Source organism: Nonomuraea sp. N2-4H (assembly GCF_045291505.1).
GTDB lineage: Bacteria > Actinomycetota > Actinomycetes > Streptosporangiales > Streptosporangiaceae > Nonomuraea > Nonomuraea fastidiosa.
Window position 1 is genome coordinate 4602619 of the sequence record NZ_CP147987.1, and the last position, 23868, is coordinate 4626486.

A 23868-nucleotide genomic window follows, 5' to 3' on the forward strand; every position below is an offset into this window, starting at 1 on the left:
GGCGGTGGCGGCGCTCGGCACCGCCGCCGGCCCGGGCGGCTGACCGTGAACGGCCTGCCGGTCGTCGCGGGCCGCTTCGCGATCACGTACGTGCATTCGATGTACCGGGCGCCGTCCGCCGAGGTGTTCACCGTGTTGGGCGGCCGGTTCACGATGCGGGCGGTGCTCTCGCTGAGCGGCGGCGTGCTCGACTACTACGCGCTGGACGGTGAGCGGGCCAGGCTGCCGGGCGGCGGGTGGGTGCTGCGCCTGGCCGAGCCGGTGACGTACCGTGAGCTGCCGCTGCTGACCACCTCGCTCGGGCGCAGGACGCTGCTGTCGGGCGGGCGCTGCCTGCCGCTCTACCCCCGCGACGGCGCGGCCGAGGTGCGGGTGGCGCTGCGGCTCACCCGCGACGTGCGGGGCGGGCCCTGCGATCAGAGCCAGTCGTTCTTCTTGAACACCACGTACAGCGCGACCGAGGTGAGCGCCATCAGCACCATGGACAGCCAGAACCCCCACAGCTCGCCGATGCCCGGGTAGGGCACGTTCTGCCCGTAGAAGCCGGTGATCGCGGTGGGCACGGCGATGATCGCCGCCCAGCTCGTGATCTTCTTCATGATCACGTTGAGCCGGAAGCCCTGCTGCGACAGGCGGGTGTCGCGGACGTTGGCGAGCATGTCGCGGACCTCGTCCACCCACTCGCCGACGCGCAGCACGTGGTCGCGGACGTCCTCGTAGTAGGGGGCCATCACCGGGTCGCTCATCAGCGCCTCGTCCCGCCTGAGCAGGGTGCCGATGACCTCGCGCATCGGCAGGGAGACCCGGCGCAGCTTGGTGACGTTCTTGCGCAGCACGTACAGGGTGCGCTGGAGGCTCTCGTCGTCGGTGAGCTCGCCCGCGAACAGCGACTCCTCCAGCGTCTCGGCCTGCGCGTCGAGGTCCTGCGCCACGTCGAACTGGGTGTCCACGACGTAGTCGAGCAGGCCGTGCAGCAGGAACATCACGCCGTGCCCCGCCAGGTGGGCGGCGGCGTCCCAGCGCTTGACCACCTCGCCGATGTCGAAGTGCGCGCTCTCGCGCACGGTGACCAGCGCGTTGGCGGTGACGAAGACGTCCACCTCGACGGCGTGCACACGTTCGCCGTCGAAGTGCACCCCGTAGGCCGCGACGAACAGGTGGTTGTCGTAGATGTCCAGCTTCGGGCGCTGGTGGCCGGCCAGCACGTCCTCGACGGCCAGCTCGTGCAGCCCCAGCTCGTCGCCCAGCTTGTCCAGCTCGTCCCGCGTCGGCGAGCACAGGTCGAACCAGACCGTGGCCTCGGGGTCGTCCAGATGGCCGGGAACCTCCGCGATGGGGAAGCCCTCCTTCTCCAGGCGGCCACCGCGGTACAGACGCGTGTGCATCAGCCCATCCTGGCCAGGAGTGCCGCGAAACGTCGAGCATTACGCACGGCCGCTCCTCCCGGGTCGTTGTTGAAGTAGACGTAGGCGTCGGGCCAGGCGGCCTCGCCGACGCGGGCGGCCCACGTCCGCAGCGCGCGCTCCCCGTACGCGTAAGCGGATCTGCCCTCATGCAGGCGTACGTAACCCCACGGCGCGGTACGCCAGTACGGCGCCTGCGGCCGTCCCAGCCGGTCGGCCCAGCACAGGGCGGCCGCCCGCGCCTCCAGCACCGCCCGCGTCTCCTCGCTCCACCACGACGGGTGCCGCGGCTCCACGGCCACCCGCACGCCCTGCGGGAAGCAGGCCAGGCAGTGGTCGAGCAGGGCGGGATCGGCCTTCAGCGACGGCGGGAGTTGCAGCAGGACCGGCCCCAGCTTCTCCTTCAGCCCGGCCGCGGCGGCCATGAGCCGCGCCACCGGTTCTCCGGGCTCGCCGAGCCGCCTGATGTGGGTGAGGAACCGGCTGGCCTTGACCGCCATCACGAACCCGGGCGGCGTGCGCTCGCGCCAGGAGGCGAACACCTGCCTGCTCGGCAGCCGGTAGAAGGCGTTGTTGCTCTCCACGGTGGGGAACTCGCGCGCGTACGTCTCCAGCCACAGCCGCTGCGGCACCCCCTCCGGATAGAGCACCCCGCGCCAGTCCTTGTACTGCCAGCCCGAGGTGCCGACCAGCCACGTCATGCCGTTGCGTCTACCCCGGCCCGCCGGGTGCAGTACTGTCCTACTTCGTCAGGCCGAGGAGGACCTTTCACGCGATGGGCGCCAACCACGCGCACGGCACCGCCGTCTCCCGTTCCCGCGCCTCGCGGCGTACCGTGGTGGCCGCGCTGGCCGTCCTGGTGCCGCTGGCGATCATCACGCTGGCCGCGCTCGTCTGGCTCTGGCCGGAGGGCACGACCGCGGGGCCCGCGCCGGAGTCCGGCGTCGAGCGGCTCACCGGCACGGTCACCAGCGTCACGCTGAAGCGCTGCCCCGCCGCTCCCGAGGGCGCGCCCAAGCCCGACCCCGCCACCTGCGGCAAGGCCGTCGTCAAGCTGACCGAGGGCCGCGACAGCGGCAGGGACGTCGAGCTGCGGCTGCCGGGCGGGCCGGGGGCGCAGCGCTTCGCGCCCGGCGACGACGTGATCCTGCTGCGCGACGCCGACGGCGCCTACCAGCTCTCCGATCACGACAGGTCGATGCCGCTGTGGCTGTTCGGCATCGCGTTCGCGCTGGCGGTGATCGCGTTCGGGCGCTGGCGCGGGGTGACGGCGCTGGCCGGGCTCGCGGTGACGTTCGTGCTGCTGCTGACGTTCGTCATCCCCGGCATCCTGGAGGGCCGGCCGCCGATGCTGGTGGCCATCGTCGGGTCGGCGGCGATCATGCTGACCGTGCTCTACCTCACGCACGGCTTCTCGCCGTCCACGTCGGTCGCCGTGCTCGGCACGCTGGCCAGCCTGACGCTGACCGGGCTGCTGTCGTACGCGGCGCTCGGCCTGGCGAGCCTGAACGGCGTCACCGACGACAGCGCGCTCACCCTGGGCATGAGCCTGTCCATCGACACGCAGGGCCTGCTGCTGGCCGGGATCATCATCGGCTCGCTGGGCGTGCTCGACGACGTCACGGTCACCCAGGCCGTGACGGTGGCCGAGCTGGCCCGCGCCAACCCGTCCTACGGTTTCGCCCGCCTCTACCGCGCGGCCGGGCGCATCGGGCGCGCGCACATCGCGTCGGTGATCAACACCATCATCCTGGCGTACGCGGGTGCGTCGCTGCCGCTGCTGCTGCTGTTCAGCATCGGCGCGCAGCCCCTGGGCCAGGTGCTGACGACGCCGGTGATCGCGCAGGAGATCGTGCGCGGCGTGGTCGGCACGCTCGGGCTCATCGCGGCCGTGCCCATCACGACGGCCCTGGCCGCCCTGGCCGCCGTCCGCGACCGCGACCGCGACCACCCCGGCCACGATCCGCACGACGAGGGCGGCTTCTGGGAGGACGAGGAGCGGGACGCCCCGCGCCGGGACCGCGGGGATCGGGATCCGGCCGGCCGGGAGCCCGGCGACTTCTTCACGCCCCGCGAGGCCGGGCCGCCGCACCGTACGGCGCCGCAGCGGGCGGCGCGGCACCGGCGGCGGGCGGGCGCCTGACGGGGGCTCAGTCGGGCTGCAGGCTGCCGTCGACCCGCAGCTTGCGCCGGGCGCGCTCGTAGAACGTGGTGCCCAGGCGGACCACCTTGGCCGCGCCCGGCCAGGCGGTCACGGTGACGCTGTCGCCGGGGAACAGGTGCCCCATCACCCTGCCGTCCACCTCGACGGCCAGCCGCCCGCTGCTGGGCAGCACGGTGAGCGTCACCTCCTCGTCGGCGGGCAGCACCAGGGCCCGGTTGAACGCCGAGTGCGCGGCCGCCGCCACGACCAGCACCGCCTCCACGCGGGGCGAGACGATGGGCCCGCCGGCGGAGAAGCTGTAGGCGGTGGAGCCGGTGGTGGTGGCCACGATGACGGCGTCGGAGGAGTAGCGGACGAACGGGCTGCCTGCCGGGGTGACGGCGACGCCGGCCAGCCCGTCACCGGGGGTGCGGACGAGCGCGATGTCGTTGAACGCCGTCACCTTGGTGCCGTTGAGCTCGCTGCGGATGGCCATGCGCGGCTCGATCGTGTACTCGTGCCGGTCGATGGCCGACAGCGTCTCCGGCAGCTCGTCGACGCCGATCTCGGCGAGGAAGCCCAGCTTGCCGAGGTTGACCCCCAGGATGGGCGTCGGCCGCCCGGCGAGCAGCCGCATCGTGCGCAGCATCGTGCCGTCGCCGCCCAGCCCGACGACCAGGTCGGCCCGCTCGACCAGGGCGCCGGCGTCGACGGGGACGGCGGTGCAGTCGATGCGGCCCACCTCCTCGGGCAGGCCGAGCACGGTGGCGCCCTTGTCGGCCGCCCACCTCAGGATGGTGTCGATCGCCTTCTTCGAGTCGCGCTGGGGGTGCAGCACCAGCCCGACCGTCCCGACCATGCCCATGCCGCCAACCTTACGTGGGCCGTCACGGTGCGGGCGCGGCGGGACCGGGATCTTGCCCGCGCGAGGGTCCGGTAGCGTCGTGCCCATGCGGCTTCATGTGGGATGCGCGATGTGGGCGCACGCGCGGTGGCAGGGGCGTTTCGTGCCCGCCCACCTGCCTCAGGCCGAGCGTCTGAGGGCGTACGCGGGGTGGTGCGACGCGGTCGAGGGCAACACCACGTTCTACGCCACCCCGGCCCGCGCCACGGTGGAGTCGTGGGCGGCGCAGACCCCGCCCGGCTTCCGGTTCGTCGTCAAGCTGCCGAAGGCCGTCACCCACGACCACCGGCTGATGGGCGGCGAAGCCGAACTGCGCGCGTTCTTCGACGCCATGGAGCCGCTGGGGCCGCGCGTGCACGCGTTCTGGGTGCAGGTGCCCGGCTCGTTCGGCCCGAACGACGCAGGCGCGCTCGCGGCCTTCCTGCGCCGGATGCCGCAGGGCCACCGCTACGCCGTGGAGGTGCGCCATCCGGCGTTCTTCACCGACGAGCGGGCGGCCCGCCTGCTGGAGCGGGTGCTGGACGGCGCGGGTGCCGAGTGGGTGCCGTTCGACACCACGGTGATGTTCGCCGCGCCGCCCACCAGCGACGCCGAGCGTGAGGCGTGGGAGCGCAAGCCGCGCCTGCCGCGCCGCGCACGGGCGCTCACCGGCCATCCGATCGTGCGCTACCTGGGCCGTGACGACGAGGAGCGCACGGTGGCGGGCTGGCGGCCGTGGGTGGACACGGTCGCCCGGTGGCTGCGCGAGGGCCGCTCGCCGACCGTGTTCGTGCACACCCCCGACAACGCCGACGCGCCGGCGCTGGCCCGCCGCTTCCACGACGAGGTGCGCGCCCTGGTGCCGGAGCTCGCCCCGCTGCCCGACCCCGAGCCGCACCAGCCGCTCACGCTGTTCTGACGCCGTCTTCGGGAGGCCCGGCGCGGCCCGGCCGTCAGCGGACCAGGCAGGGGCGCTTCGGGTCGAACGTCCACCCCTTGATCAGGTACTGCATGGCGATCGAGTCGTCGCGCGCGCCCAGCCCGTGGCGGAGGTAGCGCTCGTGCGCCTCGGCCAGCGCGTCCCTGTCCAGCTCGACGCCGAGCCCCGGCTTGTCGGGCACCCGCACCGCGCCGTCCTCGATCGTCAGCGGCGAGGTGGTGAGCGCCTGGCCGTCCTGCCAGATCCAGTGCGTGTCCAGCGCGGTGATCTCGCCCGGCGCGGCCGCTCCGACGTGGGTGAACATGGCCAGCGAAATGTCGAAGTGGTTGTTGGAGTGCGAGCCCCAGGTCAGCCCGAAGTCGTGGCAGAGCTGCGCGACGCGCACCGAGCCGGCCATCGTCCAGAAGTGCGGGTCGGCCAGCGGGATGTCCACCGCGTCCGCGCGTACGGCGTGGGCCAGCTCCCGCCAGTCCGTGGCGATCATGTTGGTCGCGGTCGGCAGCCCGGTCGCCCGCCGGAACTCCGCCATCGTCTCCCGCCCTGAGAAGCGGCCCTCGGCCCCGCAGGGGTCCTCGGCGTAGGCGAGCACGCCGCCGAGGCCCCGGCACAGGCGTACGGCGTCGGCCAGCAGCCAGCCGCCGTTGGGGTCGAGCGTGACGCGGGCGTCGGGGAAGCGGCGGGCCAGCGCCTTGACCGCCTCGACCTCCTCCTCGCCGGGCAGCACGCCGCCCTTGAGCTTGAAGTCGGTGAAGCCGTAGCGCTCCTGGGCGGCCTCGGCCAGCGCCACCACCGCGTCGGGGGTGAGCGCCTCGCGGCGGCGCAGCCGCGACCAGCGGTCCTCGCCCTCGTCGTCCACCAGGTACGGCAGGTCCGTCTTACCGGGGTCGCCGACGTAGAACAGGTAGCCGAGCATCGGCACCCGGTCGCGCTGCCGGCCCTCGCCGAGCAGGTCGGCGACGGGCAGGCCGAGGTACTGGCCGTGCAGATCGAGCAGGCAGGACTCCAGGCCGGTGACGGCGTGCACGGTGGTGCGCAGGTCGAAGGTCTGCTGGCCGCGCCCGCCCGCGTCGCGGGCGGCGTAGCGGTCGGCGACCTCGCGCAGCAGGGCGCGGTAGCGGGCCACCGGCCGCCCGGTCAGCAGCGCGGCGGCCTCCTCGATGGTCTGCCTGATGGCCTCGCCGCCGGGCACCTCGCCCAGCCCGGTACGCCCGTCGGAGTCGGTGACGATGACGACGTTGCGGGTGAAGAACGGCCCGTGGGCGCCGCTCAGGTTGAGGAGCATGCTGTCGTACCCGGCGACCGGGACGACCTCGACGCTCTCGATGGTGGGCGACATCTCGGGAGGTTCCCCCTAGCGGATCTTGTCGATGAGCGCGGTCAGCTCGGCGAGCTCGCTCTCGGTGAGATTCTGCAGCGGCGGGCGCACCGGCCCTGCGGGACGGCCGACGGCGGCCAGCCCGGCCTTGATGATAGAGACCGCGTATCCCTTCATGCGATCGCGGATGTCGAGGTAGGGCAGGATGAACTCGCGGATGCGCCGGTAGACGGCCTCGCGGTCCTGGGCCAGCACGTCGGCGTAGAAGTCGAGCGCGTACTGCGGCACGAAGTTGAAGATGGCCGAGGAGTAGGTGCTCATGCCGAGCTGCAGCAGCGGCAGCGCGAAGGTCTCGGCGGTGGGCAGTCCTCCGATGTAGGCCAGGCGGTCGCCGACGGCGGCGTAGATGCGGGTGAGGTTCTCGATGTTGCCCACGCCGTCCTTGAAGCCGATGAGCGTCTCGTTGCGGTCGACGAGGGTGGCGACGGAGCGGTCGTTGAGCACGGCGTTGGCGCGGCTGTAGACGATCACGCCGAGGCTCGTGGCGGAGCAGACGGCGGAGATGTGCTCGATGAGGCCCTGCTGCCCGGCCTCGGTGAGGTACGGCGGCATGAGCAGGATGCCGTCGGCGCCCGCCGCCTCGGCGGCCTTGGCCTGGGCGACGGCGTTGGCGGTGCCGCCGGTGGCGGGGGCCATCACGGGGAGGCGGCCGTTCACCTCGTCGACGGCGGCGCGCACGACCCGGTCGATCTCCTCACCGGTCAGCGAGAAGCCCTCACCCGTGCCGCCGGCGGCGAACAGGCCGGCCACCGGGTAGCCGCTCAGCCAGGACAGGTGCTCGCGGTAGCTCTTCTCGTCGAACTGCAGGTCCTCGGTGAAGTGGGTCACGGGGAACGACAGCAGTCCGCTCTTGAGCTGACTGGCCAACTCCTGCGGGGAGTAACTGGGCATGACGAGGCTCCTCGCTTGACATGCGGCCGTGGGGTTTCCCCGCACCGGCTGAAAGGTCCGACGTCCGCCAGGCTAAGAAGGAGGAGCGATTCCTGTCCAAGTGCGATTCTCTATCCAGCGATGCCGTACGAGCATCACTGGTCGTGCGGCTCCCCGATGGCGGGCAGCAGTTCGAGCACCCGGCCGAGCGCGGGGTTGGTCGAGTTGCGGTCCCAGATGACGTGCAGCTCGACGGGTTCGCCGGTGGCGCCGGCCGGGTCGAGGGGGTCGCCGCCGCCGCGTACCAGGTCGCAGAAGGCGACGCCGTCCACGCCGAGCGAGCGCGCGCTGGCGGGGGCGAGGGCCACGCCGCGCCCGGCCGCGACCAGCAGCACGGCGGTGAGGATCTGGTGCACCTGCTGCTCGATGCGGGGGTGCGCGTTGGTGAGGAAGCGGACGGTCAGCTCGTGGAAGTAGCGCGACTGCACGGGGTTATAGCTGATCACCGGCAGGCCGTCGAAGTCGTCGGGGGCGAGCGGCCGGCCGAGCGTGGCGAGGCGGTGCCCGGCGGGGACGACGGCGCACAGCGGCTCGCGGAAGACGATGCGGGAGTCGAGGGTGGCGATGTCGAACGGCGGGCGGGCGAGTCCCAGGTCCAGCTCGCCGCGCAGCAGGCCGTCCACCTGCCCGGCGGTCACCCGTTCGTGCAGGATGACGTCGATGTCGGGGAGCTGCTCGGCCAGGCGGCGCAGCAGCGTGCCGAGCATGCTGATGGCGGAGACGGCGGTGAAGCCGAGCCGTACGGTGCCGGCCGCGCCGCTCGCGATCCTGCGCGCCCGGTCCCCGGCGGTGTCGACCAGGGAGAGCATGCGCCGGGCGTCCTCAAGGAAGCCGCGGCCCGCGTCGGTGAGCACGACGCGGCGGTTGTCGCGTTCCAGCAGCGTCACGCCGATCGCCCGTTCCAGCTTCTGGATGTGGCGGCTGAGCGGCGGCTGGGTCATGCGCAGCCGGTCGGCGGCGCGGCCGAAGTGAAGTTCTTCGGCAACCGCGACGAATGCCCGAATCTGATCGAGGGTTAGCATGATGCCGCAAGAGTATCACTTGATACCGAAATGACGTTGGACAGGCATCAAGGCAGGTCCTTAGTCTCCGGAGAACCACAAAGCGGAAACCTTGCCGTAACCTGACGCAACTCCATCTCCGCGCACGAAAGATCCACGGGCGGTCCTCGCCCGCATGAAGGAGAAGTCCATGCCGACATCTCGGACAGCCCCCCGCCGCATCCTCATGGGTGTCGTCGGCGTCGTCACCGCGATGACGCTGACCGCGTGCGGTGGCGTCAAGACGACCTCCTCCGGTGGCGGCGACGGGGACTATCCGTCGGGCAACATCGAGTTCAGCGTCGGCGCGTCCGCCGGCGGTTCATCCGACCTCATCAGCCGCGCGCTCGCCCAGGGCATCGCCAAGGAGCTCGGCGTCTCCGCGCCCGTGATCAACAAGCCGGGCGCCAACGGCGCGCTGGCGGCCAAGGAGCTGCAGGCCGCCAAGCCCGACGGATACAAGGTCGCCGTGCAGAACGCCTCGCTGTTCACGATCACCCCGCTCACGGTGTCGCCGTCCGAGGCCGTCAAGATCGAGGATTTCGACGTCATCACCGGTGTCTCGCGCGACGACTACGTGATGGCCACCAACCCCAAGTCCGGCTTCAGGTCGATCGACGACATGAAGAAGGCCGGCAAGACCATCCGGTACGGCACCACCGGCGTCGGCACCGGCGCCCAGCTCGCCTCCGCGCTGACCTTCAAGACCGCCGGCATCGACGCGACGGCCGTGCCGTTCGACGGCGGCGCGCCCAACCTGACGGCCCTGCTCGGCAACCAGGTGGACGTCTCCACCATGCAGATCGGCGAGGCCATCGAGAACATCAAGGCCGGCAAGCTCATCCCGCTCGCCGTCTTCTCCAAGGAGCGCATCCCCTACCTGCCCGACGTCAAGACCGCCATCGAGCAGGGCTTCGACGTCCAGGTGACGCAGTACCGCTTCCTCACCGCGCCCAAGGGCACGCCGGAGAACGTCAAGGCCAAGCTGCTGGAGGCGGCCAAGAAGACGTTCGCCACGGAGGAGTACAAGAAGTTCAACGAGCAGAACTCGCTCACGCCGATGGAGGTCTCCCCGCAGGAGGTCATCGACTCGCTGCAGAAGGACGCCTCGACGTACAAGGCGAAGCTCGACGAGTTCGGCATCAGCCTGGCCGGTTGATCCCCTTCCTGCGAAGGAGTTTGCATGTCCGTGTCCGACCCGGCCTCCGACCCGGTCCGGCCACCGGCCTCGGCCTCTGAGGCGGACGAGGCCGCCCTGCTGCAGGCCGAGGCCGACCGGCTCGCGGCCGAGATGGAGGAGGCCAGGCCGCCGCACGCGGGGCCGGCCGCCCAGGTCGGGGCCGCGCTGGTGGCGCTGGCCGTCGGCGTGCTCGGCGCGATCGGCTCCTACGGGCTCGGCCTGGGGCAGTTGACCCAGCCCGGGCCCGGGCTGTGGCCGTTCGCCATCAGCGTCGTGATCGCCGTGCTCTCGGTGGTGCTCCTCGTCACCGGCCGCGGCCTGCAGGACTCCGAGCGGTTCTCCCGCGCGAGCCTGCAGACCCTGATCGGCCTGGTGACGCTGGTGGCGCTCGCCGCGCTGCTGCCGCTGATCGGGTTCGAGATCCCCGCGCTGCTGCTGATGTTCGTCTGGCTGCGCTGGCTGGGCAAGGAGTCGTGGCGTTCCTCCATCGTGATCAGCATCTGCGCCGTGGCCGCGTTCTACGTGCTCTTCGTGCTGCTGCTGCAGATCCCGCTCCCCCGCCTCATCTGAGGAAGTCCGAGAAAACCCCATGGACATCTCCCCGATCCTCGACGGCTTCGGCGTCGTGCTGGAGCCGGCCAACCTGCTCTACTGCCTGATCGGCGTCATCATCGGCATGCTCATCGGCGTGCTGCCCGGCCTCGGCCCCGGCGCGACGATCGCCATCCTGCTGCCGATCACGTACGGCATCGGGCCGGTCTCGGCGATCATCATGCTGGCGGGCATCTTCTACGGCGCCCAGTACGGCGGCACGATCACCTCGGTCCTGCTGCGCCTGCCCGGTGAGGCGTCGTCGGTGGTGACCGTCTTCGACGGCTTCGCCCTGGCCAAGCAGGGCAGGGCGGGCACGGCGCTCGGCATCGCGGCCATCGGCTCGTTCGTCGGCGGCACGATCTCGATCATCGGCCTGACGCTGGTCGCGCCGATCGTGGCCGGCTTCGCGCTCGACTTCGGCCCGCCCGAGTACGCCGCGCTCGGCATCCTCGGCGTGCTGCTGATCTCCTCGATCGGCAACGGCAACAAGCTCAAGGCCATCATCGCCGCCTGCGTCGGCCTGCTGATCGCGACCGTGGGCCGCGACACCTTCACCGGCGCGGAGCGCTTCACCTTCGGCAGCCTCAACCTGGCCGAGGGCATCGACTTCATCCCCATCGCCATGGGGCTGTTCGGCCTCAGCGAGATCCTCTACAACCTGGAGGAGCGGCACAACAAGGTGCACTCCCCCGCCAAGGTCGGCAACGTGTGGCCGTCGCGCCGCGACCTGGGCCAGGCCAAGGGCGCGATCGGGCGGGGCTCGCTGGTCGGGTTCGTGCTGGGCGTGCTGCCCGGCGGCGGCGCGGTGCTGTCGTCGCTGGCGGCGTACGCGCTGGAGAAGCGGCGCGCCAAGCAGCCCGAGCGGTTCGGCCGCGGCGCGGTGGAGGGCGTGGCCGCGCCGGAGACCGCCAACAACGCCGCCGCCACCTCGTCGTTCATCCCGCTGCTGACGCTGGGCATCCCGGCCAACGCCACGATGGCGCTGATCTTCGGCGCGCTGCTCATCCAGGGCATCCAGCCGGGCCCGCAGCTCGTCACCGAGCACCCCGACGTGTTCTGGGGCGTCATCAACTCGATGTACATCGGCAACATCCTGCTGCTGATCATGAGCATCCCCATGGTGGGGGTGTTCGTCAGGATCCTGCGGGTGCGGCAGGCCGTCCTCGCCCCGATCACGGTGCTGATCACGCTGCTCGGCGCCTACACCGTGCGCAACCAGGTGTACGACATCTTCCTCGTGATCGCGTTCGGCGTGCTGGGCTACCTGATGAAGAAGTTCGGCTTCGAGCCGGGACCGCTGGTGCTGGCGTTCGTGCTCGGCACGATGATCGAGAGCTCGGCGCGGCAGGGCCTGCTCATCTTCGGCGGCGACCCCGCGGGCTTCCTCACCCGCCCGATCTCTGGCACAGTGCTCGCCATCGTGGTGATCGTCGCGGCCTGGCCGCTGATCCGCAAGGCGATACGCCGCAAGCCCGCGCCCAGCGCCGCCGACCCTGTTGAGGAGAGGATTTCATGACCGTTTCCGCCGGCCGGGTCAGCCGGGTCGTCGTCACGCCCGTCGCCTTCCGCGACCCTCCCCTGCTGAACGTGGTGGGCGTGCACCAGCCGTACGTGCTGCGCGCGATCGTCCAGGTGCACACCGACGAGGGGCTGGTCGGGCTCGGCGAGACGTACGCCGACCAGGCCCATCTCGGCCGCCTGGAGGCGGTGGCTGCGGCCCTGCCCGGCGCGGACGTCTTCGACCTGCACGGCCTGCGGCGCATCGTCGCCGAGGCCCTGGGTGAGTCGACCGGCGGCGCCGGTGCCAGCTTCGGCGGCATGCTGGAGGTCTCCAGCGCCGTGGACACCGTGGTGTCGCCGTTCGAAGTGGCGCTGCTCGACCTGCAGGGCAAGGCGATGGGGCGGCCGCTGAGCGACCTGCTGGGCGGCGCCGTACGCGAGCGGGTGCCGTACTCGGCGTACCTGTTCTACAAGTGGGCCGGGCACCCGGGTCAGGAGGACGACGACTGGGGCGAGGGCCGCACGCCCGAGCAGATGGTCGCGCAGGCGCGCCGGATGGTCGACGAGTACGGCTTCACCGCCATCAAGCTCAAGGGCGGCGTGTACGAGCCCCGCCACGAGGCCGAGACCGTCGAGGCGCTGGCGGACGCGTTCCCCGGGCACAAGCTGCGCATCGACCCCAACGGCGCCTGGACGGTCGGCACCTCCGTCGAGATGGCCTGGCTGTCCGGGGTGCTCGAGTACCTGGAGGACCCGACGCCCGGCATCGAGGGCATGGCCGAGGTCTCCAAGCACACGGAGCTGCCGCTGGCCACGAACATGTGCGTGATCGCCTTCGAGCACATCAAGCCCGCCGTGGCCGCCGACGCGGTGCAGGTCGTGCTCTCCGATCACCACCTGTGGGGCGGGCTGCGCCGCTCGGCGCTGCTCGGCGGGATCTGCGAGACGTTCGGCATGGGGCTGTCCATGCACTCCAACTCGCACCTGGGGATCAGCCTGGCCGCCATGACGCACCTGGCCGCCTCCACCCCCAACCTCACCTACGCCTGCGACACCCACTACCCGTGGAAGACCGAGGAGGTCGTCAAGCCGGGCGTGCTGGAGTTCCGCGACGGCGGCGTGGCCGTGCCGCGCGGGCCCGGCCTGGGGGTCGAGCTGGACGAGGACGCGCTCGCCGCGCTGCACGAGCAGTACCTGAAGTGCGGTCAGCGCGGGCGCGAGGACACCGCGTACATGCAGTCGATCGTGCCCGATTTCACCCCGAACACCGCCCGCTGGTAGCCGGTCCTACGGCGCCTGGAGGCGAGCGCGGCTGTTGGACAGGTGCAGCCGCATCGCCGCCCGCGCCGCCGCCGGATCACGGTCGGCGACGGCGCGGTAGATGTTCTCGTGCTCCAGCGTCACCCGCGTGAGGTGGGTGGCGTCGGAGACCGTGTAGACGTGTTCGAGGCGGGTGCGCGGCAGCATGATCATCATGGGGCCGAGCGAGGCCAGCAGGTCGGAGTAGAACCTGTTGCCGGACGCCAGCGCCACCTTTATGTGGAAGGCGAAGTCGGCCTCGACGGCGTGGCCCGGCTGCTCGCCCGAGCGCCCGAGGTCGATCAGGGCCCGCTCGATGGCCTTGAGCTGCAGGTCCGTACGGCGCTCGGCGGCGAGGCCCGCGGCCTCCGTCTCGATGCCGATGCGGAAGTCGATCATGTCGAGGACGTCGCGGTGGGTGCGCACCTGCGCCGCCTCCACCGAGAAGGCCGTGGGCGGCGGCAGCGCCAGCACGAACGAGCCCCGGCCCTGGAAGGTCTCCACCAGCCCGGCCGCCTGCAGCCGGGAGATCGCCTCGCGGACCACGGTCCTGCTGACGCCGAACTCCTCGATCAGCGACGACTCGGTGGGCAGTTTCTCGCCCGGCTGGATCTCGCCGGCCAGGATGCGGGCCCTGAGCCGCTCGACCACCTCATGAGCAAGGCCCCGGCCGCCCCTGCGGCCCTTGGGACGGTGGGCGGCGTTCCGTGGCGGCACCGCGTCCTCAAGGTCCTCGGGGTCCTTGGGGCTGCGCGGCGCGGCGTCCTCGGGGTTGCCCTTAGGGTTGCGCGGCACGGCGGACAATCTACCGGCCGGGGCCGTGGAACTCGACGTCGTCGATCAGCCAGTCGCGCGCCCGCCCGGCGAGGCTGAGCCCCAGCCCGGGACGGTCGGGCACGTGCATGCGCCCGTCCTCGATGCGCAGCCGCTCCTCGAACAGCGGCGCGAGCCATTCGATGTGCTCCACCCACGGCTCGCGCGGGTAGGCGGCGGCCAGGTGGACGTGGATCTCCATGACGAAGTGCGGCGCGACCTGGGCGTGCGCGTGGTCGGCGAGTGCGGCGACCTTGAGGTAGGGGGTGATGCCGCCGACGCGGGGCACGTCGGGCTGGACGACGTCGACGGCCCCGATGAGCCGGACGAGGTCGGGGACGCCGGTCAGCATCTCGCCGGTGGCGATCGGCGTGTCCAGAGCCTCCGCCAGCCGGGCGTGGCCTTCGGCGTCGTACGCGTCCAGCGGCTCCTCGATCCACACCAGGTTCATCTCCTCGACCGCCCGCCCGAAGCGCAGCGCCGAGATCCGGTCCCACTGCTGGTTGGCGTCCACCATCAGCGGCACCTCGTCCCCCACGTGCTCCCTGACCGCCGCCAGCCGCCGCAGGTCCTCCCGCATGTCCGGCTGACCCACCTTGATCTTGATCCCGCCGATCCCCCCGGCCAGGGAGCGCGAGGCGCGCTCCTTGACCTCGTCCAGGGGCGCCTGGAGGTAGCCGCCCGAGGTGTTGTACGTCCTCACCGAGTCGCGGTAGGCCCCCAGCAGCTTGGCCAAGGGCAGACCGGCCCGCTTGGCCTTCAGATCCCACAGAGCCACATCGACGGCCGCCAGCGCCTGCGTGGCCACACCCGAGCGGCCCACCGACGCACCCGCCCACAACAACGACTCGTACACCTTGCCGATGTCCGACGGATCCTGCCCGAGCAGGTGCTCCCCCACCTCCTTGGCATGCGCGTACTGCGCGGGCGTGCCGGCGCGGGTGGTGTAGGAGAAGCCGAGCCCGCGCAGCCCGTCGCGGGTGCCGATCTCGCAGGTCAGCACGTCGATCCTGGACAGGGGCCGCTGGCGTCCCGTGGCCACCTTGGCGTCGCTCACGGGGGTCGCGAGCGGCACCGCGTACCTGCCGAGCCGTACGGACGCGATCGCGTCGCCCACGGCCGTCGTCACGCCTTGCCGAACTCGACGCGGTCGGTCGTCCAGGCGCGGCACTGCTCGCTCAGCGTGAACCCGAGCCCCGGACGGTCCGGCACGATCATGCGGCCGTCGCGCGTCTCCAGCCGCTCGTTGAACAGCGGGTTGAGCCACTCGAAGTGCTCGACCCACGGCTCGCGCGGGTAGGCGGCGGCCAGGTGGAGGTGGATCTCCATGGCGAAGTGCGGCGCGAGCTGCAGCCCCGCGTGATCGGCGAGGGCGGCGATGCGCAGGAAGGAGCTGATGCCGCCCACGCGCGGGGCGTCGGGCTGGATGATGTCGGCGGCGCGGGCCTCGATGAGCCGTACGTGCTCGGCCACGCTGGAGAGCATCTCGCCGGTGGCGATCGGCGTGTCCAGAGCCTCCGCCAGCCGGGCGTGGCCTTCGGCGTCGTACGCGTCCAGCGGCTCCTCGATCCACACCAGGTTCATCTCCTCGACCGCCCGCCCGAAGCGCAGCGCCGAGATCCGGTCCCACTGCTGGTTGGCGTCCACCATCAGCGGCACCTCATCGCCCACGTGCTCCCGGACCGCCGCCAGCCGCCGCAGGTCCTCCCGCATGTCCGGCTGACCCACCTTGATCTTGATCCCGCCGATGCCGTCCGCCAGGGACTGCGAAGCGCGCTGCTTCACCTCCTCGATCGGCGCGTGCAGGAACCCGCCCGAGGTGTTGTACGTCCTCACCGAGTCGCGGTAGGCCCCCAGCAGCTTGGCCAAGGGCAGACCGGCCCGCTTGGCCTTCAGATCCCACAGAGCCACATCGACGGCCGCCAGCGCCTGCGTGGCCACACCCGAGCGGCCCACCGACGCACCCGCCCACAACAACGACTCGTACACCTTGCCGATGTCCGACGGATCCTGCCCGATGAGGTTCTCCCCGACCTCCTTGGCATGCGCGTACTGCGCGGGGCCGCCCGCCCGCTTGGAGTAGCTGAACCCGACGCCGGAGTGGCCGTCCTCGGTCGCGATCTCGGCGAACAGGAACACCACCTCCGTCATCGGCTTCTGCCGCCCGGTGAGCACCTTGGCGTCACTGACGGGCACGTCGAGGGGAAGCGTGACGGAGGAGAGCGTGACGTGGCGGATGCGGTCGGCCATGACAGAACCTCGCGGGGTCAGGGTGGGCGTGGTACGCAAGTCATCGTACAAATCCGCCATTCATACGACAACTGCCCCGTTCTCCCCCACCGCTGCCGCGACGAGATGGTCAGACGGCGCGCCGTAGCGGCCCCAGGGCGGCGTCGGCCTGCGGCAGCCCCAAGCCCGCCAGGCCGGAGAGCAGGCCCAGGTGGGTGAGGGCCGGGCCCAGCACGACGGTGCCGTTGATTGCCGCGGCGATGTCCGCTCTCCGGCGCGGGACCGAGCGCGCAGTACGAGGTCAGCGTCATCGGAGACCGGCGGGCGGCATGGGGCGGGCTAACCCGTCCGTGCCTGGCGATGGCTTTCGGCACCGACATCATCACCCCGCCCGCAGCCGGCCGCGAAGTGCACGAGTCGCTTTCGCAGATGGTCGGCCCGCCGCTCCGGGCAGGCCGCCGGGTTCACGGGCAGGCCGGATATCGCAGAAGATCGGTCACCAGATCGACTGCGCCGTCATGCCGTCACCGAAATGCGACTCACGGACCTCACATGAGCGCGCATGGAGACTCACCGGCCGCGTGGACGATGCATCGGGCGTATCCAGGCCGCCGTGCCGCGACGACAACCTGCCCGTTCCAGGGGCGTCCGCTGGCGGCGCCATCCTCCGAAGGGAGGATGGGTTCGGCCGTCCTGGAGGATGTCGCCTTCAACGCGCGCGAGGTGAAACTAGCGGAATGGCGGCAGTACAGGTACGCGGGCTCCGCAAGAGATACGGCGGCACTGTCGCCGTGGACGGCGTGTCCTTCGAGATCGCCGGGGGCGAGACCTTCGGCATCGCAGGCCGCAACGGAGCCGGCAAGACGACGACCGTGGAGTGCCTGACGGGGCTGCGCGGGCCGGACGGCGGCTCGGTGAAGGTGCTCGGCCTCGACCCGGTGCGCCGGCGCCGCAAGCTGGCCCAGCGGATCGGCGTGCAACTGCAGGAGGGATCGCTGCCCGACCGGATCAAGGTCGGTGAGGCGCTGCGGCTGTTCGCCGCGTTCTATCCGCAGCCGGCCGACTGGCGCCAGGTGATGGCGCGGTGGAGCCTGGAACCGCTGGCGGGCAAGGCGTTCTGCGATCTGTCCGGCGGCCAGAAGCAACGGCTGCAGCTCGCGCTCGCCTTGGCGGGCGACCCCGAGCTGGTGGTGCTCGACGAGCTGACCACCGGCCGGCGCCAGGCCGCGCTGATATCCCCCACGCCTGTGCCAGGGAGGCATCCGATGCGCCGAAGAATCGCAACGACGAAGGCCACGGAGCCGCAAAAGGGATGGTCACCGGTATTCGATCACCGAGGCGGGGACGAACGATTCACGGAGCTGCGAAACCGCCGACCCGTTTTTCTTCCGCGTCGGCCGTACGATGGCCGTATGAGCCGAAAAGGCGTCGCACTGCTGGTGATCGCCGCCGCCTTCGTCGTGGCCGGAGCGGTCGTGATCCTGGGGAACACGGCTCCCGAGGAGACCTCCAGAGGCGTGGAGAACACCCGATCTCCAGAAGAGGTCTCGTCTTATTGGACCAGGGAGCGCATGGACGAGGCCACCGGAGGGTGAGAGAAACCGAGGGGTGAGAGAAAAGCGCGTGCGAGGAGCCGCGCGAACGGAGACCCCTCGCACGCGGCGGCGGGCTAGTTCGCGCTCACGTCGTTGTAGACGTTGATGGCGGCGTCACCGTGGTTGGGCGACTTGTAGACGATGTCGGTCGGGTTCCCGTTGTTGTCGACCGTACGGTGGCTGTTGGCCCCGACGATGTAGCCCCATCCCCGGTCGAGCTGTAGCTCCTGGAGCCAAGGACCACCGCTGGAGCCGTGGAACATGTCGCAATCCATGTCCATGCGGTCGTCCAAGAGGCCCGCCCGGCTGACGTCGCCGAAGCAGTACCACAGATCGTCACCGGTGAAGTCGGTGCGCTGGTAGCCGTCCTGGGGGTAGCCGAAGGCGTGGATGTCGGTGAAGTCCTGGCCGTATCCGAACCGGTAGCCCTGCGAGCCGACCCAGTCCTGCAGGTTTCCGTGCTGCGACTGCGGGTCGAAGGCGATGGCCGCGACGTCGTAGCTCCAGTCGCCGTCCTCCCACCAGCCGTTGGCGGTGGCGGCGTAGCGCCAGGTCCACCGGCCGTGCGGTTCGAGCCCGTTGTCGGCGTCGGGGACGAAGATGAAGTCGCTGAACCAGTTGGCGTCACCGCCGCCGCCTGCGTGGATGCAGTGCCCGGCGGTCCAGACGGTGTTCCTGTTGGCGGCCGTGATCACGCTGCCGCTGCAGTAACCCGGCGAGCCGTCGTTGCGACGGTAGTAGATCTTGCCGATGGTGATGGCGGGCATGCTCCCCTGGCCGTACCAGCGCTCGGCCCGCGCCCCGGCGTTGACGTCGGCCGACGGGCCGATGGGCCGGTCGAGTCTCCTGGCCGGCAGCGAGCCCTCGGCCTTCTGTCCCGGCAGGACGTTCTTGGGCGGCTCACCCTTCTGGATGAGCGGCGGGGACGAAGGGATCGGTTCCGGCGTGGCCGCGCGGATCCGCTCCTCGGTCCAGTAGCTGAGGATCCGCTCACTGCCGGCCTTGTTCACCACCCCCTTCGACAATGTGTCGGGCGATGGTGCTGCGGTGCCGGTGGCGGAGGTCTGGCCGGAGGCGGTCGCGCTCATCCCCGAGACCGCCAGCAACGCCGTTAAGACGACGATTGCGGCGCGCCTTGAGCGTGCGCTCATGACTCTTCCCTTCCATAGGTGATCGGCGAAACCACCTCATCATGTGCGCAACTTTCCTTCACGTAAAGGGGCCGGTCAGAAACTTCTCGCGAGCCGCGGAATGACGGGATGATGTTCGGATCGCGACGATTTCCGGAACGTTTCCGAATTTCGCGCACGACACAGCCAAACCCTGACACCGACGCTTATCGCGCGAGATCACCGCCGTCCGCAATTCCTCATTCTCGGACGGCGCGAAAAACGAAATTCAGCTGAGCTGATTGTTCAGCACCCTTGGCGTCACCGGCGTGGGGAGCCTCGGATGCATACGGCGCCGTCGGCACCTCGGACAACGGGATGAGGATGAGGATGAGGCCCGGTCAGCAAGATCCCCTCCGGTCGGCGAACGCAAGTCCCCACAGAGACCGTCGGCAGGCGCAAGTCCCCACAGAGAACCCCACAGAGAACAGAGCCGCGAGCGGGCGCGGGGATACAGGCGTTGCGGCGGGGGACGCGGCGCCGGGCTCACCTTGCCGTCGCCGGTGAGGTTCGTTCGCAGGTCCACCTGGTGCCCGGCACCGGTGGCCGGTTGCTCTGCGGCCCACGCGGCCCTGGGACGCCGCGTTCACCGGCCTGCCGGGGGCGCGGTGGCCATGAAGCAGTTCTTCGCGTCACGAGCCGGGTAGAGCAGTGGCTCCTCGTTCGGCTCCCCACAACGCGGAAGGGGTGCCAGAGAGATTCTGGCACCCCTTCTTCCACCAGTCGGGACGACAGGATTTGAACCTGCGACCCCTTGACCCCCAGTCAAGTGCGCTACCAAGCTGCGCTACGTCCCGGTGGTTGTGTCGGCCGCCCCCTGCGGGGTGGGACGTCATAACCTTAGCGCACATCGGAGGTGCACGCGTACACGGAAAGCGGGAGCGGAGGCGGCCAGTGGGGCGTAGGCCGAGCATCGATCGCGAAGAGTTGGCCAGACTCGTCGCTGAAGGGCGGACGGTGCAGGAGCTGGCGGCTCACTTCGGGGTGAGCGAATCGGGGGTGCTGCAGGCCAAGCGCGCCGCCGGATTGGCCAAGCCGATGCTCGACCACAGCGCCGCACTGCCGTGGAAGCTGGCCAGGAAGCACTCCCAGTCGGGGCCGGCCACGAACCTGCGCAACCTGTCGGCGGCGGCCCAGGGCAAGCCGCCCGCCTCCGAACGGCTGAACACCGCGCTGCGGTGGGCTCAGCGGCTCGTGGACGCGGGCCTGGACGTGGCCTACGACCCCGAGGAGGGCTTCAGCGAGGTCCCCGCCTCCCCGGAGGGCTCACACGTCGCGAAGATGCTCGAGGCGGCCAGGAAGGCACTCGAAGCTCGCTGAAGCGTGGGTTTCGGCATACCCGCTCAGGGCAGTCGCTGGTCCTCAACAGAGAGACCGGAGGCGAAAACATGACCACCTGGATATGGGTGGCCGTCGTCGTGGTCGCGGTGGTGGCGCTCGCCGCAGTGGGATATTTCGTGCTGCAGCGGCAGACGCGTCGTTCCCACCTCCGCGAACGCTTCGGCCCCGAGTACGAACGCACGGTCGCCGAGCACGACGATCGCCGCGAGGCCGAGCAGGAGCTGCTGGAACGCGAGCAGCGGCACGCCGAGCTGGACATCAGGCCGCTGCCGGAGGAGTCGCGCGACACGTACGCGAGCCGCTGGACCGAGGTGCAGGAGCGCTTCGTCGACGCGCCCGGCTACGCGGTGACGGAGGCGGACCAGCTCGTGACGGCCGTGATGGCCGAGCGCGGTTACCCCACCGAGGACTTCGAGCAGCGCCTGTCCGACCTGTCGGTTGGGCACGCGGAGACCCTCGACCACTACAGAACGGCTCACGAGATCAGCGGGCGCGCGGCCAGGAAGGACGCCTCCACGGAGGACCTCCGGCAGGCCATGGTGCACTACCGCGCGCTGTTCGAAGAGCTGCTCCACGAGACCACCCGAGGACGGTGAGCACGACATGAGCGGCAACGACGAGCTGAAGGCCCCCCACAGCGACCCGCACAGGGACGGCAGGGACGGCAGGGACGGCACGGACGAGTTCAGGGAGAGGGTCCAGGACGGCCCCGGAGACGGCCTCAGAGACGGTCTGAGGGACGGCGAAGACGCGACCGCCCGGACCGGTAACGAGCCGGCGCACGACCACGCGACCAGCCGTGACGGCGACGAACTGGCGCGGTCCGAGGCGCGGACCGACCGCATTCCCCCGCAGGCCATGGGCGATCACGACGACGATCCGCCCGGCGGCCCCTGCGCGGAGCAGGCCCCGGCGCACGCGGCCCCCGATGACATCGTCCTGTTCGACCAGGACCCCACCCAGGTGCAGGCGCGCTGGCGCGACCTGCAGGCGTCGTTCGTGGACGACCCCGGCGAGGCGGTGCGGCGCGCGGACGGGCTGGTCGGCGAGGTGGTGGAGTCGCTCACCAGCAGCCTGACGAGCCGTACGGCGGCGCTGCGCGGCCGCTGGAAGGACGCGGGTGGGGCGGAGACCGAGCAGCTTCGTCTGGCGCTGCGCGACTACCGCAACGTGCTGGAGCGCCTGCTGGCGCTCTCCGGCTCCCCGAGCCCCCAGCAGGGCGCCGGGCAGGCCGCCGAGGCCCGGCACAGCGTTCTGGGAACGAGGTGACGTGCCATGCTCGCGATCGTGGCGGCCGTCATCTTCGGCCTCGGTTTCCTGCTGGATCTGGTAGGGGCGTCGATCCCCGGCGGGTTCTCCGGCATGACGTTCGTCCTGCTGGGGCTGACGCTGCTGGCGCTGCATCAGGCGGGGGTCGGCACGGCCGGCGTCCGTTCGGGCTCCGGCGGCTGGCGCAGCAGGGCCCGCCGGTAGGACAAGGCACAGGGCCCGCCGGCAGGGCGGAGAACCCACCGGCGGGACGAGCGGAGGGGCCCGGATCTCCGGGTCCCTCCGACGTCAGATCCGGGCCTCCCCGACGTAATATCCGGGCCTCTGCGACATAAGCCGACATACGACGACATAAGCGAGGTAAGGGAACGGGACGTCAGGCTTTGCCGGGGAAACGCATGGTGACCGTGCTGCCCCCGCCACCGACGTGCAGGGTCAGGTCGGAGGAGAGCAGGCGGGCCACCCACAGCCCCATGCCGCCCACGGAGCCGGGCATCGGGCCGGGCTTCCACGAGCCGTCGTCGTGGATCTCGACGACGACGTCCCCGTCGTGCGTCCACGTGCGCATGGACGCGTGGTCGTGCCCGTGGGTGACGGCGTTGGTGGCGACCTCGTTGACGGCGATGACGAAGTCGCCGATGGCCTCCTCGGGCATGCCCGCGGCCCTGGCCTCCTCCTCGGCGTGCCGCCGGACCAGCGGCAGGTCCGGCAGCGTGAACCGCAGGCTTTTCACGGGCGCGCCGGGCGGCGGGCCCGTACGGCCCCGCTGAGGCTCCACGCCCTCGTTCACCCGGTGACCGCCCCCGTCAGGAGACCAGCTCGGCGCGCAGCTGGTCGAGGACCTTGCGCAGGATGCGGGACACGTGCATCTGCGAGATGCCGAACTCGGCCGCGATCTCGGCCTGCGTCATGTTGCCGAAGAAGCGCAGCAGCAGGATGTGCTTCTCGCGGGACGGCAGCGCGTCGATGAGCGGCTTGACGGCCTCCCTGTCGACCATGGTGCTCAGCGTGTCGTCGTCCTCCGGTATGACGTCGCCGAGCGAGGCGGCGTCGTCGTCGGTGCCGAGCGGCGCGTCGAGCGAGAGCGTGCTGTACGCGGCCGAGGCGTCGAGCGTCAGCAGGACGTCCTCCTCCGTGATGTTCATCTTGGCGGCGAGCTCCGCCACGGTCGGGGACCTGCCGAGGTCCTGGCTGAGGTCGGCGACGAGCCGGTTGAGCTCCGAGCGTCGCTCCTGGTAGAGGCGCGGCACCCGGATGGCCCAGGTGCGGTCACGGAAGTGCCGCTTGACCTCGCCGGTCATCGTCACGACCGCGTAGCCCCTGAACGCGTGGCCGAGGGTCGGGTCGAAGCCGTTGACGGCTTTCATCAGGCCAACATACGCGGCTTGAAGGAGATCCTCCAAAGGCTCGCCGCGGTAGCGGTAGCGTCGGGCGATCTCCATGGCGAGCGGCCTGTGCATCTCGACGATGCGCTCGCGCAGGCGTTCCCTGTGGCTGTCGGGCGTCTCTTCCTTGACCATTTCGGCAAGGAGTTCTTCCGCGGTCATATCCTCGAGGACGTATTCCTGCAGAGCCATCGCTGCTCCTCATATGGATCGCAGGCGGCCCCCGCAAGGGAAAAAGCCCATGCAGAGGCACGCCTCGTCTGGTCGCGAGACCGAAGCCCTCTGCTGGACTTCCGGAACCAGTGTCCCCCGTGCGGCCGGAAGTATTCCTCGATCGCCTGGTGACAGTAGGGTTGCTCCGTGACATTGCCGGAGAACGGCGGGGAGCCCGTGGCGTCCCTCAGCCTGACGTCGTCGACCGTGGACGGGATCACCGTGGTGCGGGTCGACGGCGTGCTCGACGCCACGACGCGCGCCCAGTTCGCCGACTATCTCACCATGGCCGCTTCCGACCTGATCCTCGATCTGGCCGGGGTGACGTTCATGGACTCGCGCGCGCTCGGGCTGATCGTGCATCGCTGGCAGGCCAGCCTCTCGGCCGATGCCAAGTTCGCCCTCATCGGCGTGGAATACACCAAGTCGAAGGTGATGTGGATCACCGGTCTCGCCCAAAGGCTGCCGATCTACGAGACGCTCGAGGACGCGCTGGCCGCCATCAACAAGTAGCCGCGCCGGCGCGTTCCCGACGCGCAGACGGGCGAAGCGGACGGCGCGTTCCCG

The 23868-nt window shown here is 70.8% G+C and carries 25 protein-coding genes and 1 tRNA gene; 13 read left to right on the forward strand and 13 right to left on the reverse strand.

Annotated features, from left to right (window positions below; genetic code table 11):
* The first annotated feature begins 45 nt into the window (after positions 1–45).
* Complete coding sequence (locus tag WBK31_RS21195) at positions 46–522, forward strand: hypothetical protein (protein WP_406673018.1); 477 nt, start codon at positions 46–48, stop codon at positions 520–522.
* On the opposite strand, the gene WBK31_RS21200 is transcribed toward WBK31_RS21195, so the two are convergent.
* Together WBK31_RS21200 and WBK31_RS21205 are read right to left on the reverse strand one after the other, a co-directional pair.
* Positions 417–1385, reverse strand: a complete 969-nt coding sequence (locus tag WBK31_RS21200) for a magnesium transporter CorA family protein (RefSeq protein ID WP_364054349.1) — start codon at positions 1383–1385, stop codon at positions 417–419. The genes WBK31_RS21195 and WBK31_RS21200 overlap by 106 nt on opposite strands.
* Positions 1385–2104 (reverse strand): DUF72 domain-containing protein, encoded by a 720-nt coding sequence (locus WBK31_RS21205; RefSeq protein ID WP_378787910.1) that lies wholly within the window; start codon positions 2102–2104, stop codon positions 1385–1387. Before WBK31_RS21205 ends, WBK31_RS21200 begins: the two co-directional genes overlap by 1 nt.
* A 74-nt stretch (positions 2105–2178) precedes the next feature.
* Here WBK31_RS21205 and WBK31_RS21210 point away from each other — a divergent pair, with 74 nt between their 5' ends.
* Positions 2179–3546, forward strand: a complete 1368-nt coding sequence (locus WBK31_RS21210; protein ID WP_406673019.1) for a YibE/F family protein — start codon at positions 2179–2181, stop codon at positions 3544–3546.
* Between the two features lie 7 nt (positions 3547–3553).
* On the opposite strand, the gene WBK31_RS21215 is transcribed toward WBK31_RS21210, so the two are convergent.
* Positions 3554–4411: an NAD(+)/NADH kinase gene (locus WBK31_RS21215; RefSeq protein WP_364054358.1), complete on the reverse strand. Its 858-nt coding sequence runs from the start codon at positions 4409–4411 to the stop codon at positions 3554–3556.
* A gap of 85 nt (positions 4412–4496) precedes the next feature.
* On the opposite strand from WBK31_RS21215, the gene WBK31_RS21220 reads away from it, so the two are divergent.
* Positions 4497–5348, forward strand: coding sequence for a DUF72 domain-containing protein (locus tag WBK31_RS21220; RefSeq protein ID WP_364054361.1), 852 nt, complete (start codon positions 4497–4499; stop codon positions 5346–5348).
* Between the two features lie 34 nt (positions 5349–5382).
* On the opposite strand, the gene WBK31_RS21225 is transcribed toward WBK31_RS21220, so the two are convergent.
* The 3 genes from WBK31_RS21225 to WBK31_RS21235 all read right to left on the reverse strand — a co-directional run bounded on the left by WBK31_RS21225 (position 5383) and on the right by WBK31_RS21235 (position 8696).
* On the reverse strand, positions 5383–6705 hold the full coding sequence (locus tag WBK31_RS21225; protein ID WP_364054364.1) for an enolase C-terminal domain-like protein: 1323 nt from the start codon (positions 6703–6705) through the stop codon (positions 5383–5385).
* A gap of 15 nt (positions 6706–6720) precedes the next feature.
* The gene (gene kdgD, locus WBK31_RS21230) at positions 6721–7635 is read right to left on the reverse strand and encodes a 5-dehydro-4-deoxyglucarate dehydratase (RefSeq protein WP_364054367.1); all 915 of its coding nucleotides are present in this window, start codon (positions 7633–7635) and stop codon (positions 6721–6723) included.
* A 134-nt stretch (positions 7636–7769) separates the two neighbouring features.
* Positions 7770–8696 (reverse strand): LysR substrate-binding domain-containing protein, encoded by a 927-nt coding sequence (locus tag WBK31_RS21235; RefSeq protein ID WP_406673020.1) that lies wholly within the window; start codon positions 8694–8696, stop codon positions 7770–7772.
* A gap of 169 nt (positions 8697–8865) precedes the next feature.
* On the opposite strand from WBK31_RS21235, the gene WBK31_RS21240 reads away from it, so the two are divergent.
* From WBK31_RS21240 to WBK31_RS21255, 4 genes are read left to right on the forward strand one after another with little or no spacing between them, the layout of a single operon-like run.
* Positions 8866–9873, forward strand: a complete 1008-nt coding sequence (locus WBK31_RS21240) for a tripartite tricarboxylate transporter substrate binding protein (RefSeq protein ID WP_364054373.1) — start codon at positions 8866–8868, stop codon at positions 9871–9873.
* 24 nt (positions 9874–9897) lie between these two features.
* Positions 9898–10464 (forward strand): tripartite tricarboxylate transporter TctB family protein, encoded by a 567-nt coding sequence (locus WBK31_RS21245; RefSeq protein WP_364054376.1) that lies wholly within the window; start codon positions 9898–9900, stop codon positions 10462–10464.
* Positions 10465–10483: 19 nt separating this feature from the next.
* Positions 10484–12004, forward strand: coding sequence for a tripartite tricarboxylate transporter permease (locus WBK31_RS21250; RefSeq protein ID WP_378787906.1), 1521 nt, complete (start codon positions 10484–10486; stop codon positions 12002–12004).
* Entirely contained in the window at positions 12001–13269 is a 1269-nt protein-coding gene (locus WBK31_RS21255) for a glucarate dehydratase family protein (protein ID WP_406673021.1), read from the forward strand. The genes WBK31_RS21250 and WBK31_RS21255 overlap by 4 nt, the downstream gene beginning before the upstream one ends.
* A gap of 6 nt (positions 13270–13275) precedes the next feature.
* On the opposite strand, the gene WBK31_RS21260 is transcribed toward WBK31_RS21255, so the two are convergent.
* Genes WBK31_RS21260 through WBK31_RS21270 form a run of 3 tightly spaced genes read right to left on the reverse strand, consistent with a single transcriptional unit; the run spans position 13276 to position 16350 of the window.
* On the reverse strand, positions 13276–14082 hold the full coding sequence (locus WBK31_RS21260) for a FadR/GntR family transcriptional regulator (protein ID WP_364054385.1): 807 nt from the start codon (positions 14080–14082) through the stop codon (positions 13276–13278).
* A gap of 10 nt (positions 14083–14092) precedes the next feature.
* Positions 14093–15229: an L-talarate/galactarate dehydratase gene (locus tag WBK31_RS21265; RefSeq protein ID WP_378787901.1), complete on the reverse strand. Its 1137-nt coding sequence runs from the start codon at positions 15227–15229 to the stop codon at positions 14093–14095.
* Positions 15226–16350 carry an L-talarate/galactarate dehydratase gene (locus tag WBK31_RS21270; RefSeq protein WP_364054391.1) on the reverse strand — a complete coding sequence of 375 codons (1125 nt, stop codon included), beginning with the start codon at positions 16348–16350 and terminating at the stop codon, positions 15226–15228. The genes WBK31_RS21265 and WBK31_RS21270 overlap by 4 nt, the downstream gene beginning before the upstream one ends.
* Before the next feature lie 779 nt (positions 16351–17129).
* Here WBK31_RS21270 and WBK31_RS21275 point away from each other — a divergent pair.
* Entirely contained in the window at positions 17130–17924 is a 795-nt protein-coding gene (locus WBK31_RS21275) for an ATP-binding cassette domain-containing protein (protein ID WP_406673022.1), read from the forward strand.
* A gap of 74 nt (positions 17925–17998) precedes the next feature.
* On the opposite strand, the gene WBK31_RS21280 is transcribed toward WBK31_RS21275, so the two are convergent.
* On the reverse strand, positions 17999–19075 hold the full coding sequence (locus WBK31_RS21280) for a hypothetical protein (RefSeq protein WP_364054397.1): 1077 nt from the start codon (positions 19073–19075) through the stop codon (positions 17999–18001).
* Between the two features lie 741 nt (positions 19076–19816).
* Positions 19817–19890 (reverse strand) — tRNA-Pro (locus tag WBK31_RS21285).
* 130 nt (positions 19891–20020) lie between these two features.
* Here WBK31_RS21285 and WBK31_RS21290 point away from each other — a divergent pair.
* From WBK31_RS21290 to WBK31_RS21305, 4 genes are all read left to right on the forward strand, one after another.
* Positions 20021–20413, forward strand: a complete 393-nt coding sequence (locus tag WBK31_RS21290) for a hypothetical protein (RefSeq protein ID WP_364054400.1) — start codon at positions 20021–20023, stop codon at positions 20411–20413.
* A 68-nt stretch (positions 20414–20481) separates the two neighbouring features.
* Complete coding sequence (locus tag WBK31_RS21295) at positions 20482–21030, forward strand: hypothetical protein (protein WP_378787891.1); 549 nt, start codon at positions 20482–20484, stop codon at positions 21028–21030.
* Positions 21031–21037: 7 nt separating this feature from the next.
* Complete coding sequence (locus tag WBK31_RS21300; RefSeq protein ID WP_378787889.1) at positions 21038–21703, forward strand: hypothetical protein; 666 nt, start codon at positions 21038–21040, stop codon at positions 21701–21703.
* Positions 21704–21709: 6 nt separating this feature from the next.
* Positions 21710–21907 carry a hypothetical protein gene (locus WBK31_RS21305; protein WP_364054409.1) on the forward strand — a complete coding sequence of 66 codons (198 nt, stop codon included), beginning with the start codon at positions 21710–21712 and terminating at the stop codon, positions 21905–21907.
* 172 nt (positions 21908–22079) lie between these two features.
* On the opposite strand, the gene WBK31_RS21310 is transcribed toward WBK31_RS21305, so the two are convergent.
* Complete coding sequence (locus tag WBK31_RS21310) at positions 22080–22481, reverse strand: ATP-binding protein (RefSeq protein ID WP_364054412.1); 402 nt, start codon at positions 22479–22481, stop codon at positions 22080–22082.
* Between the two features lie 28 nt (positions 22482–22509).
* Positions 22510–23280 (reverse strand): SigB/SigF/SigG family RNA polymerase sigma factor, encoded by a 771-nt coding sequence (locus WBK31_RS21315; RefSeq protein ID WP_364054415.1) that lies wholly within the window; start codon positions 23278–23280, stop codon positions 22510–22512.
* A gap of 168 nt (positions 23281–23448) precedes the next feature.
* On the opposite strand from WBK31_RS21315, the gene WBK31_RS21320 reads away from it, so the two are divergent.
* Entirely contained in the window at positions 23449–23814 is a 366-nt protein-coding gene (locus tag WBK31_RS21320) for an STAS domain-containing protein (RefSeq protein WP_364054418.1), read from the forward strand.
* The last annotated feature ends 54 nt before the right edge of the window (positions 23815–23868 follow it).

Bases quoted from the DNA above. Each gene is read 5' to 3' on its own strand.
- WBK31_RS21200 (WP_364054349.1), bottom strand. From the start codon at position 1,385: ATGCACACGCGTCTGTACCGCGGTGGCCGCCTGGAGAAGGAGGGCTTC.
- WBK31_RS21205 (WP_378787910.1), bottom strand. From the start codon at position 2,104: ATGACGTGGCTGGTCGGCACCTCGGGCTGGCAGTACAAGGACTGGCGC.
- WBK31_RS21210 (WP_406673019.1), top strand. From the start codon at position 2,179: ATGGGCGCCAACCACGCGCACGGCACCGCCGTCTCCCGTTCCCGCGCC.
- WBK31_RS21215 (WP_364054358.1), bottom strand. From the start codon at position 4,411: ATGGGCATGGTCGGGACGGTCGGGCTGGTGCTGCACCCCCAGCGCGAC.
- WBK31_RS21220 (WP_364054361.1), top strand. From the start codon at position 4,497: ATGCGGCTTCATGTGGGATGCGCGATGTGGGCGCACGCGCGGTGGCAG.
- WBK31_RS21225 (WP_364054364.1), bottom strand. From the start codon at position 6,705: ATGTCGCCCACCATCGAGAGCGTCGAGGTCGTCCCGGTCGCCGGGTAC.
- kdgD (WP_364054367.1), bottom strand. From the start codon at position 7,635: ATGCCCAGTTACTCCCCGCAGGAGTTGGCCAGTCAGCTCAAGAGCGGA.
- WBK31_RS21235 (WP_406673020.1), bottom strand. From the start codon at position 8,696: ATGCTAACCCTCGATCAGATTCGGGCATTCGTCGCGGTTGCCGAAGAA.
- WBK31_RS21240 (WP_364054373.1), top strand. From the start codon at position 8,866: ATGCCGACATCTCGGACAGCCCCCCGCCGCATCCTCATGGGTGTCGTC.
- WBK31_RS21245 (WP_364054376.1), top strand. From the start codon at position 9,898: ATGTCCGTGTCCGACCCGGCCTCCGACCCGGTCCGGCCACCGGCCTCG.
- WBK31_RS21250 (WP_378787906.1), top strand. From the start codon at position 10,484: ATGGACATCTCCCCGATCCTCGACGGCTTCGGCGTCGTGCTGGAGCCG.
- WBK31_RS21255 (WP_406673021.1), top strand. From the start codon at position 12,001: ATGACCGTTTCCGCCGGCCGGGTCAGCCGGGTCGTCGTCACGCCCGTC.
- WBK31_RS21270 (WP_364054391.1), bottom strand. From the start codon at position 16,350: ATGGCCGACCGCATCCGCCACGTCACGCTCTCCTCCGTCACGCTTCCC.
- WBK31_RS21280 (WP_364054397.1), bottom strand. From the start codon at position 19,075: ATGAGCGCACGCTCAAGGCGCGCCGCAATCGTCGTCTTAACGGCGTTG.
- WBK31_RS21295 (WP_378787891.1), top strand. From the start codon at position 20,482: ATGACCACCTGGATATGGGTGGCCGTCGTCGTGGTCGCGGTGGTGGCG.
- WBK31_RS21300 (WP_378787889.1), top strand. From the start codon at position 21,038: ATGAGCGGCAACGACGAGCTGAAGGCCCCCCACAGCGACCCGCACAGG.
- WBK31_RS21305 (WP_364054409.1), top strand. From the start codon at position 21,710: ATGCTCGCGATCGTGGCGGCCGTCATCTTCGGCCTCGGTTTCCTGCTG.
- WBK31_RS21315 (WP_364054415.1), bottom strand. From the start codon at position 23,280: ATGGCTCTGCAGGAATACGTCCTCGAGGATATGACCGCGGAAGAACTC.